This window comes from Achromobacter sp. CF-sbj1-Ac2-l, from assembly GCF_052698165.1.
Genome location: NZ_CP199855.1, coordinates 1,183,337 through 1,197,003, shown reverse-complemented (window position 1 = coordinate 1,197,003; position 13,667 = coordinate 1,183,337). Strand labels below are relative to the sequence as shown.

Genomic DNA, 13,667 nt, shown 5'->3' with positions numbered 1-13,667 from the left:
GCGTCCTGCGGGTCCTGCTGGCGCGGTCAGGCGGCAGGGGCCGCCAGCCGCTGGGCCAGTTGCGCCGACTGCGCGGCGTCCAGCTCCACCAGCGGCGGCCGGACCGTGGCCCACACCGGATCGTTGCGCCGCTGCGCGATCGCGGCTTTCATGGCCGGGATCATCGGGTACGACTGGAAAATGGCGCGGGTCTCGTTCAAGGCGCGCTGCCGGTCCTCGGCGCCGGCCTCGCGCCACGACCGGTACAACGCGACGATCGGGCTTGCATTGACGTTGCCGGTGGCGGTGATGCAACCCGCGCCGCCGGCCCGCATCGTTTCCAGCAACACCGTTTCGGTGCCGGCGAACACGTCGAAGCCGCGCGGCTGGAAGTCGCGCAGCATGGCCGCGGTGTTGTTCCAGTCGCCGGAACTGTCCTTGATGCCAGCGACGATGCCGGGAAATTCGCCCAGCAGCCGATCGATCAGGCCCAGGCTGATCGGCACGCCCGACACCGGCGGGATGTGATACAGGTAGATGCGCAGGCGCTCGTCGGCGACCCGCTCGATCACGTGGGCGAAGGCGCGGAACAGGCCCTCGTCGCTGACGCCCTTGTAGTAGAACGGCGGCAGCATGAGCACCCCGCCGCAGCCGGCCTCGACCGCATGACGGGTCAGCTCCACCGCGTCGGGCAACGCGCAGGCGCCGGTGCCGGGCATCATGCGCGCGGCCGGCAGGCCGGCATCCAGCAACGCATCCAGCAGATGGCGCTTTTCCGCCACGCTGAGCGAATTGGCCTCGGAGTTGGTGCCGAAGATCGCCAGCCCCGCGCCCTGTTCCAGCAGGGCGCGGCAATGCCCGACGAAGCGCGGCACGCTGGGCGACAGGTCCGCGTTGAAGGGCGTGAGGACCGGGGAATAGACGCCTTGCGGCCGGTCTGCGGCGCGTGTGCTCATGAAAACTCTCCTGTCAGCGGCCGACGCGGGTCCACTTGCCGTAGCGCTCGACCATGCGTTCATCGAAACCGAATCCCAGCCCCGGCTCCTGGTGCAGCACCACACGCCCCTGTTTGTGGGTCAGTTGGCGGTCCACCAGCTTGCGGAAATTCAGGACCTGGTCGTCCCAGAAAAATTCAACATAACGCGCATTGGGCGTGGCGGCCACCAGCGGCGCGTGCACGTCGTGGAACCAGTGCGGGCACACCACCACGCCATAGCTCGCCGCGGTCGCCGCGATGCGCTTCCATTCGGTGATGCCGCCGCACACCGCCGCGTCGGTCTGCAGGATGCCGGCCGCGCCCTTGTCCAGCAGCTCCTTGTGATACCAGCGGCCATAGCCGATCTCGGCGGTGGCGATGGGCAGGTGCGTCAGGCGCGCCAGCTTGGCGTGGCTGTCGATGTCATCGGGGCCGAACGGCTCCTCGATGAAGTATGGCTCGTACTGCTCGAAGCGGCGGATGTACTGCATGGCCTGGGTCACGTCCTGCCAGGCGTTGTTGCAGTCCATCATCAGCTCGACATCCGGCCCGACGGCCTCGCGCGCCGCCTTCAGCCGCGCCTCTTCCTCGCGCGGCGACAGGCGCCCGGTCTTCATCTTGACGGCGGAGAAGCCCTTGGCCACGTAGCTGGCCATTTCCTCGCCCAGGTGCTGCGGCGTCTTGCCATCCAGGTAGTAGCCGCCGCTGGCATAGGCCGGCACCGACTCCAGCTCGACCGCGCCCAGGAACTTGTGCAGCGGCAGCCCCGCCGTCTTGGCGTTCAGGTCCCACAGCGCGATGTCGAGCGCGCTGAGCGCGCGCATCACCGTGCCCTGGCGTCCTTGCAGCAGCGCTTCCTGGTACATCGCCTGCCACAGCCCTTCGACCGCGTGCGAGTCCTTGCCCAGCAGCACCGGCGCCAGCAGGCTCTGCACGGCGGCCTCGAAGATCGCGCCGCCGGCGCTGCCGACGTAGCAGAAGCCAATACCTTCGACGCCATCGGCGCTGCGGACCTTGACCAGTCCGTAGTGGCGGGTGGAGACGGTGCGGTTCGAAAACGAGGTGACCTTGTCCAAGGGCACCGCGGCGGCGCAAACGTCGATGGATTCAATGATGGGCACGGCTGGCTCCTGATAACGGGAATAGTGCGGGTCGCGCTGCCGGCGCGCCTTGCGCTGGCGCAACGCTCAAGCGCATTCTTGCCGCCATCAAAGAAACAAACAATTATCTTCATCCATCTTTAGAATATGTAAAAAGCATCTTCTATGAGCGCCCGCCGATGGATTCGAGATTCCTGCAGACCTATGTACATGTGGTGGAACTGGGCTCCATCGCGCAGGCCGCGCGCCACCTGGGGCTGACGCCGGCCACCGTGCAGCAGCGCCTGCGCGCGCTGGAAGCCGACATGGGCAGCGCGCTGATCGCCCGCTCGGGCCGCACCGTCAAACCCACCGCCGCCGGCACCCGCATCCTGGAGCGCGCCCGCAACGTGCTGCGCGACCTGCGCGACCTGCGTTCGGCGGCAACCGAGTCCGACCTGCCGGCCGGCCCCTTGCGCCTGGGCGCCACGCCCACCGCGCTCACCGGCATCATGCCGCCGGTGCTGCGCACCTGGGCGGCGCGTTATCCCCACATCGAGATCTACATCGAACCGGCGCCCACCACCCTGCTCTACAGCAAGGTGCTGGCCGGCGAACTGGATGGCGCGCTGCTGGTGCATCCGCTGTTCGCGCTGCCCAAGTCCTGTGTCTGGCGCGACCTGCGGCGCGAACCGCTGGTGCTGGTGACGCCGGCCGACATGGCGGTGCGCGACCCGCTGGCGGTGATCGCGCGCGAGCCCTATATCCGCTACGACCGCAGCGTGGTGGGCGGCCGCATGGCCGACGACTACCTGCGCGCCCGTGACCTGCGGCCACACGTGCGCTTCGAGCTGGACGGCATCGACTCGATCGCCAAGCTGGTGTCGGAAGGATTGGGGGTGGCGCTATTGCCCGACTGGGCCACCACTGGCGCGTCGGCGCCAGTCAGGCGCTGGCCGCTGCCGGCGCCATGCCCCGTGCGCACGGTCGGCGCGCTCTGGCCGCGCTCCGGCGTGCGCTCTGAATTGATGCGGGTATTCGTGGAACTGGCGCAGAGCCAGGCGGCGGCGGACCGCTGACGGCGAGGCGACGCCTACGCCGCCACGCTATCCAGCAAGCGGCCGTCACGCGCCACCACCGCACCGCCCGAAATCACCAGACGACGGGGGACGCGCTGCGCCACGGCTTCGGCCACGCCGCTGGCCGCCACCAGCACCAGGTCGGCGCGGGCGCCGGGCGTCAGTCCGTAGTCGGCGAAGCCACAGGCGCGCGCCGCGGCGCCGCTGACGCAATCGAACGCCCAGCCGATCTCGTCATCGCGGCGCAGGTCGTTGCGCAACCCGATCATCATGGCACGCGCCAGCATGTCGGGGCTGCCGTACGGCGTCCAGGTGTCGCGGATGCCGTCGTTGCCGCCGAACAGCGTCACGCCGGCCTCGCGGCAGGCACGCAACGGCGGGACTGGCCGCGACGGCGGCGCGGTGGTCAATACCGCCACCTCCAGCGCGGCCAGCCGCTTGAGCAGCCCATCCAGACGCCTGGCATCCACACCGCCCAGGCAGAAGGCATGGCTGACGACGACACGGCCGCGCATGTCCAGCGCCTGCACCCGATCCAGGATCAGGTCGAGCGAAAACGCGCCCAGGTCGCCGGGCTCATGCAAGTGGATATCGAGGGGTTTGCCATGCTTGTCCGCCAAGCCGAACAGCACGTCGAGCGATTGTGCCGGGTCGCGGTCGATGGCGCAGGGATCCAGCCCGCCCAGCACATCCGCGCCTTGCGCCAGGGCCAAGTCCAACAGCGCGGCCGTGCCTGGCCGCCCCAGCAACCCTGACTGCGGAAACGCCACGGTCTGGATCTCGATCAGGCCGGCCAGTGCCTCGCGGGTGGCGTGCACCGCCTCCAGATGGCGCAGTCCGGCATCGGTATCGACGTCGACGTGGCTGCGGATGCGCGTAGTGCCTTCGCGCAGGAAGGCCAGCGCCAACGCGCGCGAGTGGCTGGCGGCGTCATGGCCGCTGGCGGCGCGCCAGGCCCGCTCGTTGTCGATACGGTCGGTCAACGCCGGCCCCACCTGATTCACATACCAGGGGGATTCCCAGGTGGTCTTGTCCAGGTGCGTGTGCCCCTCGACCAGACCGGGCAGCAGCAGCAGGCCGGCACCCGCTTCCCGCGCCACATGGGCCGGCGCCTGCAGATTCGGTCCGACGCGTTCGATACGGCCGCGGGATATCGCTACGTCGACCGCCGCGCCATCGGGCAGTCGAACGTCGTTTAACAACATGTCGGTCATGGATAGGTCCTCGGCCTCGCCTGCCCGCGTCGGGCGGCCGCGCCGGATCAGGCCTGCTGCGGCGGTTCGATCCAGAAGAAGCGCTGGCCCTGGCGGATCATGTCCGCCACGCCTTCGGCGCCGAGGCGATAGTCGGTGCCCATCAACGTGGCGCCGCCGTCGTCGTGTATGTGGATGACGGCCAGCGGGTCGTTGGCCATGGTGTACCAGTAGTAACCGGGCTTGAGATCGTGCAGGTCAGTATTCATACGTCGAGTATACAAACAACCTTGGAACGTATTCAAAAAGACACACTAGTAACCGTTTGCCTGACACGGCGATTGCCACGCGTCATACTGTTCCATGCGAGGTTTCGGATAACCCGCCATGTTGGCACGTGTCGACGCGGCCACAGCACTGCTGGTATGCAAGCGTCGAACGTGAGGGGAACAACAGGTATGAAAAGGCAAGCACTCCAATTCAGCGAGCCGCTCAAGCAAGCCATCCTGGATGGTTATAAGGTGCAAACCCGGCGCATCGTCAAACCGCAGCCCACCAAGCTGACGACCGCCTGGTATGCCGATGCGGCGGATTCCGGCAAATGGGTGGCCATGGGCCCGCCCCGCGAAGGCGCGACCGAACTGCGCAAAACCTCGCCCTGGGTCACCTGCCCCTATGGCCGGTCGGGCGAGAGCATCACGCTCGAAGATGAGTCCGGCAAGCCCTTCGCCACCGCCGTAATCGTGGGCGTGCGCATCCAGCGCCTGCAAAAATTGTCGGACGCCGACGCGCGCGCCGAAGGCACCCAGGCGCTCTACCAATCGTCGGCGCTGTTGCCCGGCGTTCCCCTGCAGACGGCCTTTGCCTTGACCTGGTGCGAACGCTATGGCGCGCACGCCTGGGCCGCCAACCCCTGGGTGTGGGTGGTCGAATTCCGCTGCCAGCAGCCGCAAGAGGCCTAGGCGTCCGCCGGCCCTGCCAGTCCGCTCCAGGCCGCCAACCGACTGGCGCTGGCGCACCGGTGTTGCTGCCAGGGGAAATCAGGCCCTAGGATCGTGACTGCCTGTAACTCGCCGCCCCCGCTTCACCGCATTCCACCTTATTTCAGTCGATTTCAGACGGGGGTTTACCAGAGTGAAGCCGGCCTGCCGCGACGCAGCATGGGGAACGTTCGTCGCCCCGCCCCCGTTGCGGATTGTCGCTATTGAGGGCCACCCGCTTACCCCTGCCGATCCGAAAAGACCGAAAATAGCGTCAACGAATACTCAACTTTGCTGCGTCACGCAGCAGGCAGGTGCAACATGAAAAAATGGCTCATCGCAGGGGCAGGTGTCGCGGGCCTGCTGATCTCCAGCGTCGCGTTGGCCCGGGTGGATGTCGGCATCTCGATCGGCGTGCCCGGGGTGGTATACCCGGCTCCGGTCTACGCCGCGCCCGCGCCCGTCTATGTGGCGCCGGCGCCGGTCTATGCCCCCCCGCCCCCCGTCTACTACCGTCCGGCGCCCGTCTATGTGGCGCCCCCGGTGGTCTATCCGGCCCCGGTCTATATCCGCGGCGGCGGCTACTGGGGCCCGCGCGGCCACTGGCGCGGCCCCGATCGCGGCTACTATCACGGCCGCGGCGGCTGGCATCGTTGATGCCGCGGGGCTCTCAGCCCACCGCAATAAATACAAAGGCCACTCTTGCGAGTGGCCTTTTTTCCACAGGGTAATTTCCGGTACCCCATGGAAGGCACGTCAGGCGACAGGGGCCTGGACGGGTTTGTCCGCCGTGACGGCGGGCGGCTGCTGCGGCACCGCGACGGGCTTGCCTGCGGCCCAACGCGGCGCTTCCTGAACAAGATCGATCCAACGACGCGGAGCACTCGACGCCCGCCACCAACCATTATGCGGACGCATGCGCAAACTCCGGTTCACCGTTGAAACGAACGCCGTTTATTTCTTCAAACAATTGCCGGCTTTCCTGTTCCGCTTCGTGCAAGCTGTTGAACGGCGCCTGTCCGGGCACCGTCCAGCATTTTTCCGGCGCGGTTCCGCCTACCCGGCGGGTCCATATCTGCACACGGTAGCCCTGCTCGTCATCTTGAGCCACAGAGCATCTCACACGAAAATCTCCAATCATTCTTGAAGTCATGGACAACTCCTTGTTATTTATGTGAATGAAGCGCGTTGAACGCAGGTGTATTGTGCCGAACTATCCGGCCCTTTTATTGAAAATACACAATTGCTCACATCAAAATCCAGTACTGGCGTCGCCAACATAATCCCTCGAGACGACAGGAATATGTCTCGATCATAAATAGGCCGGGTTTTCCGCCCCATCCACCATGTGGCCGACTTGCATCCTCAGCAAGCGGCGTGCCCACGCCGAGCGGCAATAAAAAACGGAGCCCGCGGGCTCCGTTTTTTATTGCCGGATCGCTCAGCCGGGCGTCAGGGCTTCAATACCGTCAGGCCGCCCATGTAAGGTTGCAGCGCCTGCGGAACCACGATGCTGCCGTCGGCCTGCTGGTGGTTTTCCAGCACCGCCACCAGGGCACGGCCCACGGCCAGGCCGGAGCCGTTCAGGGTATGCACGTATTCCGGCTTGCCCTGCGCGTTGCGGAAACGCGCCTGCATGCGGCGGGCCTGGAACGTTTCGCAGTTGGACACCGACGAGATCTCGCGCCAGGTGTTCTGCGCCGGCAGCCAGACCTCCAGGTCGTAGGTCTTGGCCGAGCCGAAACCCATGTCGCCGGTGCACAGCAGCATCACCCGGTACGGCAGCCCCAGCAATTGCAGCACGCGCTCGGCGTGGCCGACCATGTCCTCCAGCGCTTCGTAGGATTGGTCGGGCTGCGTGACCTGCACCATTTCAACCTTGTCGAACTGGTGCTGGCGGATCATGCCGCGCGTGTCGCGGCCGCCGCTGCCCGCTTCGGAACGGAAGCACGGCGTGTGGGCGGTGAGCTTGAGCGGCAGGTCGGCGGCCGCCTGGATGGTGTCGCGCACCACGCTGGTCAGGGTGATTTCCGAGGTGGAGATCAGGTACTGGTCTTCGCGCACGAACGGCTTGCCGTGCTCGTCGACCTTGGGGTCGTCGTCGCCGCCGCCCTTGGACACGGCGAACATGTCATCCTTGAACTTGGGCAGTTGGCCGGTACCGTACAGCGTCGAGGCGTTGACGATATACGGCGTGTAGCACTCGGTGTAGCCGTGCGTGCCGGTCTGCAGGTCGAGCATGAACTGCGCCAGCGCGCGGTGCAGGCGGGCGATGGGACCGCGCATGAACGAGAAACGCGCGCCCGACAGCTTGGCGGCGGTGTCGAAATCCAGGCCCAGCGGTTCGCCCAGCGCGACGTGGTCGCGGGGCTCGAACGGCAGCGCGGGCGGGTTGCCATCGGCGCCCGCGGCGGCCGGCAGCCAGCGGCGCACTTCGACGTTGTCGTCGGCGGATTCGCCCAGCGGCACGCTGGCGTGCGGCAGGTTCGGCACCGACATGAGCAGCTCGTTGAGCGGCTGCTGCAGGGCGGCCAGCTCTTCTTCCAGTTGCTTCAGGCGCTCGGGCACGGCCTGCGATTCGGCCATGACGGCGCTGGCGTCCTCGCCCTTGGCCTTGAGCTGACCGATCTGCTTGGCCAGCGCGTTGCGGCGGGCTTGCAGGGATTCGGTTTCGGTCTGGACCGCCTTGCGGCGAGACTCCAGCTCGTTGAACCGTTCCGTGTCGAAGGACACGCCACGGCTCTTGAGGCGGTCTACGACGGTTTGCAGGTCTTTGCGCAGCAGTATCGGGTCTAGCATGGTGATGTCGGTGAGATTGCGGGAAGCAACGGGCGGCGCCCGTTACCGTTTCTTGGCGCGTTCCTGCGCGTCCAGCTCGCGCAGGAATGCCAACTTCTGCTGGATTTTAGCCTCCAGGCCGCGATCGGTCGGCCGGTAGAAGGAAGGCTTGAGCCCATCGGGGAAATATTGCTCGTCCGCGGCGTAGCCATGCGGCTCGTCGTGGGCGTAGCGGTAGGCCTTGCCGTGCCCCAGTTGCTTCATCAGCTTGGTGGGCGCATTGCGCAGGTGGATCGGGACCGGCGCGCTGCCGTGCTCGGCGGCGAACTTGCGCGCCTGGTTGTAGGCGTTGTAGACGGCGTTGGACTTGGCCGCGCAGGCCATGTAGACCACCGCCTGGGCCAGCGCCAGCTCGCCCTCGGGCGAACCCAGCCGTTCATAGATGTCGGCGCCGTTGACCGCCAGGTCGGTGGCGCGCGGGTCGGCCAGGCCGATGTCCTCGACCGCCATGCGCACCAGCCGGCGCGACAGGTATTTGGGATCGGCGCCGCCGTCGATCATGCGGCAGAACCAGTACAGCGCGGCGTCGGGGTTGGAGCCGCGCACCGATTTGTGCAGCGCGCTGATCTGGTCGTAGAAGGCGTCGCCGCCCTTGTCGAAGCGTCGCAGGTTCTGCGACAGCGAGATCTCGAGCCAGGCCGCGTCGACCGTGTCGCGGCCGGCGGCCTGAGCCGATTCGGCCACCACCTCGACCGCGCTGATCAGGCGGCGCGCGTCGCCGTCGGCCCAGGCCGCCAACTGTTCGCGCGCGTCGGCGTCGATGTGGATGCGCGCGCCCTCTTCGTGGCCGTCGTTGAACGCCGTGATGGCGCGGTCGACCAGTTGCTGCAGTTCCTCGGGCGTGAGCGATTGCAGCACGTAGACCCGGGCGCGCGACAGCAGCGCCGAGTTGACCTCGAACGAGGGGTTCTCGGTGGTGGCGCCGATGAAGGTGAACAGGCCGCTTTCGACGTAGGGCAGGAACGCGTCCTGCTGCGCCTTGTTGAAGCGGTGCACCTCGTCGACGAACAGGATGGTGCGGCGGCCCTGGCCCTGCGCCACCTGCGCCACGGTGACGGCGTCGCGGATGTCCTTGACGCCGCCCAGCACGGCGGAAATGGCGATGAACTGGGCATCGAAACCGTCGGCCATCAGGCGCGCCAGCGTGGTCTTGCCCACGCCCGGCGGGCCCCAGAAGATCATGGAGTGCGGGCGGCCCGACTCGAAGGCCACGCGCAGCGGCTTGTCCGGCCCCAGCAGGTGCGACTGGCCGACGACGTCGGCCAGCGTTCGCGGGCGCAGGCGTTCGGCCAGGGGCACGTAAGGCCGATGGGCGGGATCGGCCGCGAAGAGATCGTTGCTCATTGGCAGCAGATGGGGGAAGACGGCAAGGAAATCAAGCCAGTATTACAACATGTCCGGCCGCCCCGCGCCCCGGGCGGCCCGGCCGGGAGCCCGCGTGCGGCGGCCCACCCGGCAGCCCCGCGAGAAACCGTCGCTTCAGGCCAGTTCCGGGGTCCCGAAACGGCGGTTGGCCAGCACCGGCAGCACCTTGCGGGCGTGCGCCAGGCGCTCGGGATCGATATCGGCGAACACCAGCGCCGGCGCCTCGCCGGCCTGGGCGGTGACCACGCCCAGCGGATCCACCACCATGCTGCAGCCGATATTGCGTTCGCCGCACTCGCCGGTGGCGGCGACGTAGCAGGTGTTTTCCAGCGCGCGCGCCGTCACCAGCACTTCCCAGTGCTTTTCCTTCAACGGGCCGCGCACCCAGGCCGCCGGCAGCGCCAGCAGGTCGGCGCCGTCCAGCGCCAGGCGCCGGGCCAGTTCCGGGAAGCGCACGTCGTAGCAGGTCATGAGGCCGACCTTCAGCCCACCGATCTCCAGCAGCGGCGGAATGTCGTTGCCGGGCGTGACGTTGGTCGATTCCTTCATGGTGAAGGCGTCGTACAGGTGCAGCTTGCGATACTGCGACACGATGCGGCCGTCCTGCAGCGTGACCAGCGTGTTCCAGACCCGGCCGTCGCCGGTCGGGACGTGCACGCACATCATGGTGGCCAGCGAGGAGCCGCGGCTGGCCTCGAGCAGCCGCGTCATGAAGGGGCCATCCAGCGGCTGGGCGGCCTTCAGCACGATCTGCGGATCGGTGATGTCACGCGCCAGGATGCCCTCGGGAAGCACCAGCAGGCCGGCCCCGCCATCACGGGCGCGCGCCATGAGATCGACGCACACCTGGGCGTTTTCTTCCCAGACGCGGCTGACGGCGAACTGGCCCAAAGCGACTTTCAGCATGAATCTTCCTTGTGTGGGGCGGCAAACAGGCATCGCCGCAGATTTCCTATTGTCGCGCCAATGGCCGCGAGAGTGCAGCCGCCTGTCGGTTCGCCTGGCCGGCGCCTGCCGGCGTCCGCCATGGCGGTCGCCGACTACGGGTAACTCCCAACTGCCGCTTGTAAATTTCTTTCAGGATAATTGAAAAAAACGGATTTACCGTAAATATTTTCCATAGAAGAATCGCGCCATGCCTCATTCCTCCACCACCGCAGCTCCCCTGGACGTCAACGGCAAGGGCCTGGGCGCGTTTCCCGCCTCCTGTACCAACGCCGGCGTGGCGGCGCTGAACTGGAACCTGCTGGCCGAGGACGTCAGCCTGCCGGTGGCGGTGTTGTACGAGGCCCGGGTGCGGCACAACCTGCAATGGATGCAGCGCTTCATGGAAGCCTACCGCGTCAAATTGGCGCCGCACGGCAAGACCACCATGAGCCCCGCGCTGTTCCAGCGCCAGATCGACAACGGCGCCTGGGGCATCACCCTGGCGACCGCGCCGCAGGTGGTGGCCGCCTATAACCACGGCATCCGCCGGGTGCTGATGGCCAACCAGTTGGTGGGCCGCGCCAACATGGCCTTGATCGCCAAGCTGCTGCGCGATCCGGCGTTCACCTATTTCTGCATCGTCGACTCGGCCGCCAACGCCGCCCAGTTGGGCCGCTATTTCGGCGAGCAGGGTCTGGTGCTGCCGGTCCTGATCGAACTGGGCCCGAAGGGCGGGCGCACCGGCGTGCGCGATGACGCGCAATTGCAGTCCGTGGTCGAGGAAATCGGCCGCTGGCCCGGGCTGGCGCTGGCCGGCATCGAAGTCTACGAAGGCGTGCTGCAGGAGGAAACCGCGATCCGCGCCTTCCTGCGCCGCGCCACCGACGCGCTGCGCGGCCTGGCGACCGCCGGCCGCCTGCGCAAGAACGGCCCCGCCCTGATCTCCGGCGCCGGCTCGGCCTGGTTCGACGTGGTGGCCGAGGAATTCTCGCAACTGGATATCGGCGCGCCGCTGGAAGTCGTGCTGCGCCCCGGCTGCTACCTGTCGCACGACGTCGGCGTCTACCGCTCGGCCGCCGAGCGCATCAATGCCAACAATCCCGTCGCCCACAAGATGGAGCCGGGATTGCAGCCGGCGCTGCAGGTCTGGGCCTACGTGCAGTCGCTGCCCGAGCCTGGCCGCGCCATCGTGGCCATGGGCAAGCGCGACGCCGCCTTCGACGCCGGCCTGCCGACGCCTTCGCTGCATTTCCGTCCCGGGCAAAACGCGCCCGGCGCCGCGCCGTCCCAATGGAAGCTCACCGCCATGATGGACCAGCACGCGTTCATGCAGATCGGCGAGCACGACGACATCCAGGTTGGCGACATGATCGCCTTCGACATCTCCCATCCCTGCCTGACGTTCGACAAGTGGCGCCAGGTCCTGCTGGTGGACGAGCAGTACCGCGTCATCGACGTCGCGGACACCTTTTTCTGAGCCTTTGCGCGCGGCTCGGCCGCGCGTTCCGTTGCGCTACCGACAAGCCCCGCGCCCGGGGGGCAAGAACGAACTCGGGCATCCGGCGCCTTACCGGCCTTTCACTGAATCACGCGACAACCTGTTTTTGACCCTCTGGAGAGAGAATCATGAACTTCCGCACCTCCCGGCAAGGCGGTGGGCTGAAAAGCCTGCTCGTGGCCGGCGCAATTGGCTTGACCGCATTGTCGTCCCCCGCCCTCTGTGCCACGCCGGTCAAGGGAGGCACGATTTCCGTCGCCACCATCGGCGAGCCGCCCACGCTCGACCCGATGAGCAGCACCGCCGACCTGGTCGGCATCCTGACGCAGCACTTCTTCGAAACGCTGTACACCTTCGACGCCAAGTGGAACCTGACGCCGCTGCTGGCCGACAAGATGCCCGAGGTGACGCCGGACGGCCTGGTCTACACCATCGCGCTGCGCCAGGGCATCACCTTCCATGACGGCTCCAAGATGGATTCGTCGGACGTGCTGGCCTCGCTCAAGCGCTGGACCGAGACCGCCACGCGCGGCAAGATGGCCGCCAAGGTCATCGCCAACATCGAGGCGCCCGACGCCAACACCATCCGCATCACGCTCAAGCAGCCCTACGCCCCCTTGACCGCGCTGCTGGCCATGAACAACGCCGCCGCCGTGATCATGCCCAAGGGCAAGATCGCCCCGGTGCTGACCGAGATCGTCGGCACCGGCCCCTACCAGCTCAAGGCGCGCGTGCCGGACCAGTACATCCAACTGACCCGCTTCGAGGGCTACAAGCAGCGCGAAGGCGAGCCCGACGGCTACGGCGGCGCCCGCAAGCAATACCTGGACGAGATCCGCTTCGTGCCGGTCGCCAACGCCAACACCCGGTCCGAAGCCGCCGCCGCGGGCCAGTTCGACTACGTCGACTCGCTGCCGGTGGAAGCGCTGGACAAGCTCAAGGGCGGCCGCTCCGACCCGATCATGCTCAAGCCCTTCGGCTGGCCGCGCCTGGTGCTCAACACCAAGCAGGGCATCATGTCCAACCTGGCGGTGCGCCAGGCGGTGCAACTGGCGCTGAACGAAGAGGACATGCTGTTCGCCGCGTTCGGCAACAAGGACTTCTACAAGCTCAACGGCGACCTGTATCCGGAAGGCTACCCGTGGGCCACGTCGCTGGGCGGCAAGGTCTACAACAAGGGCGACGCCGCCGCGGCCAAGAAGCTGCTGGACAGCGCCAACGTGGCCGACAAAAAGATCCGCATCCTGACCAGCCAGCAGTACGAGTTCCACTACAAGATGGCGCTGGTGGCCGCGGAATACCTCAAGGCCGCCGGCTTCACCGTCGACATGCAGGTGGTCGACTGGGCCACGCTGACGCAGCGCCGCCAGGACCCGGCCGTGTGGGACATCTTCATCACCCACAGCGTGTTCCTGCCCGAACCCGCGTTGATCGACTTCCCGTCCAAGGACGCGCCGGGCTGGTGGGACACGCCGCGCCGCGCGCAGGTGATGGATGCCTTCAACCAGTCCCGCACCCAGGAAGAACGCGTCAAGCGCTGGGCCGACGTGCAGCAGGCCGTGTATGACGAAGTGCCGTTCGTGAAGGTCGGCGACTTCAATGCGCAGGCGGCCCGTTCGCCGTCGCTGCAAGGCGTCAAGCCGGCGCCGTGGCCGTTCTTCTGGAACGCCTGGAAAGCGCAGAAGTAAGCCAGGCCGCGGGGCGGTCCGCTCAGGGCCCGCCCCGCCTGAACCACAGCGCCGGCATCGGCGCG

The 13,667-nt window shown here is 67.1% G+C and carries 13 protein-coding genes; 5 read left to right on the top strand and 8 right to left on the bottom strand.

Features of this window, described 5'->3' with window-relative positions; all coding sequences use genetic code 11:
* Positions 1 to 26 precede the first annotated feature (26 nt).
* Both ACUDCK_RS05535 and ACUDCK_RS05530 read right to left on the bottom strand, forming a co-directional pair.
* Positions 27 to 935, bottom strand: a complete 909-nt coding sequence (locus tag ACUDCK_RS05535; RefSeq protein ID WP_054501700.1) for a dihydrodipicolinate synthase family protein — start codon at positions 933 to 935, stop codon at positions 27 to 29.
* Between the two features lie 13 nt (positions 936 to 948).
* A complete protein-coding gene (locus ACUDCK_RS05530) occupies positions 949 to 2,076 on the bottom strand; it encodes a mandelate racemase/muconate lactonizing enzyme family protein (protein ID WP_054501959.1) in 1,128 nt (375 codons plus the stop codon).
* 158 nt (positions 2,077 to 2,234) lie between these two features.
* On the opposite strand from ACUDCK_RS05530, the gene ACUDCK_RS05525 reads away from it, so the two are divergent.
* On the top strand, positions 2,235 to 3,113 hold the full coding sequence (locus ACUDCK_RS05525) for a LysR family transcriptional regulator (protein WP_175167747.1): 879 nt from the start codon (positions 2,235 to 2,237) through the stop codon (positions 3,111 to 3,113).
* 14 nt (positions 3,114 to 3,127) lie between these two features.
* Here ACUDCK_RS05525 and ACUDCK_RS05520 read toward each other — a convergent pair whose 3' ends face one another.
* Together ACUDCK_RS05520 and ACUDCK_RS05515 are read right to left on the bottom strand one after the other, a co-directional pair.
* Positions 3,128 to 4,327, bottom strand: a complete 1,200-nt coding sequence (locus tag ACUDCK_RS05520; RefSeq protein WP_175142106.1) for an amidohydrolase family protein — start codon at positions 4,325 to 4,327, stop codon at positions 3,128 to 3,130.
* 47 nt (positions 4,328 to 4,374) lie between these two features.
* The gene (locus tag ACUDCK_RS05515) at positions 4,375 to 4,575 is read right to left on the bottom strand and encodes a hypothetical protein (RefSeq protein ID WP_049071804.1); all 201 of its coding nucleotides are present in this window, start codon (positions 4,573 to 4,575) and stop codon (positions 4,375 to 4,377) included.
* Between the two features lie 189 nt (positions 4,576 to 4,764).
* On the opposite strand from ACUDCK_RS05515, the gene ACUDCK_RS05510 reads away from it, so the two are divergent.
* Together ACUDCK_RS05510 and ACUDCK_RS05505 are read left to right on the top strand one after the other, a co-directional pair.
* Positions 4,765 to 5,268 (top strand): ASCH domain-containing protein, encoded by a 504-nt coding sequence (locus tag ACUDCK_RS05510; RefSeq protein ID WP_064524646.1) that lies wholly within the window; start codon positions 4,765 to 4,767, stop codon positions 5,266 to 5,268.
* 339 nt (positions 5,269 to 5,607) lie between these two features.
* Positions 5,608 to 5,943, top strand: coding sequence for a virulence factor (locus tag ACUDCK_RS05505; protein WP_054501704.1), 336 nt, complete (start codon positions 5,608 to 5,610; stop codon positions 5,941 to 5,943).
* Between the two features lie 247 nt (positions 5,944 to 6,190).
* Here ACUDCK_RS05505 and ACUDCK_RS05500 read toward each other — a convergent pair whose 3' ends face one another.
* From ACUDCK_RS05500 to ACUDCK_RS05485, 4 genes are all read right to left on the bottom strand, one after another.
* Entirely contained in the window at positions 6,191 to 6,439 is a 249-nt protein-coding gene (locus tag ACUDCK_RS05500; RefSeq protein WP_080977324.1) for a hypothetical protein, read from the bottom strand.
* A 299-nt stretch (positions 6,440 to 6,738) separates the two neighbouring features.
* Positions 6,739 to 8,085, bottom strand: coding sequence for a serine--tRNA ligase (serS, locus tag ACUDCK_RS05495; protein ID WP_064524647.1), 1,347 nt, complete (start codon positions 8,083 to 8,085; stop codon positions 6,739 to 6,741).
* Positions 8,086 to 8,127: 42 nt separating this feature from the next.
* Positions 8,128 to 9,468 (bottom strand): replication-associated recombination protein A, encoded by a 1,341-nt coding sequence (locus ACUDCK_RS05490; RefSeq protein ID WP_049071800.1) that lies wholly within the window; start codon positions 9,466 to 9,468, stop codon positions 8,128 to 8,130.
* Between the two features lie 135 nt (positions 9,469 to 9,603).
* Positions 9,604 to 10,395, bottom strand: a complete 792-nt coding sequence (locus ACUDCK_RS05485; RefSeq protein ID WP_081273456.1) for a deaminated glutathione amidase — start codon at positions 10,393 to 10,395, stop codon at positions 9,604 to 9,606.
* A 229-nt stretch (positions 10,396 to 10,624) separates the two neighbouring features.
* On the opposite strand from ACUDCK_RS05485, the gene ACUDCK_RS05480 reads away from it, so the two are divergent.
* Positions 10,625 to 11,893: an amino acid deaminase gene (locus ACUDCK_RS05480; protein WP_175167748.1), complete on the top strand. Its 1,269-nt coding sequence runs from the start codon at positions 10,625 to 10,627 to the stop codon at positions 11,891 to 11,893.
* Positions 11,894 to 12,042: 149 nt separating this feature from the next.
* Positions 12,043 to 13,602, top strand: coding sequence for an ABC transporter substrate-binding protein (locus ACUDCK_RS05475; protein WP_175167749.1), 1,560 nt, complete (start codon positions 12,043 to 12,045; stop codon positions 13,600 to 13,602).
* Positions 13,603 to 13,667: the final 65 nt, after the last annotated feature.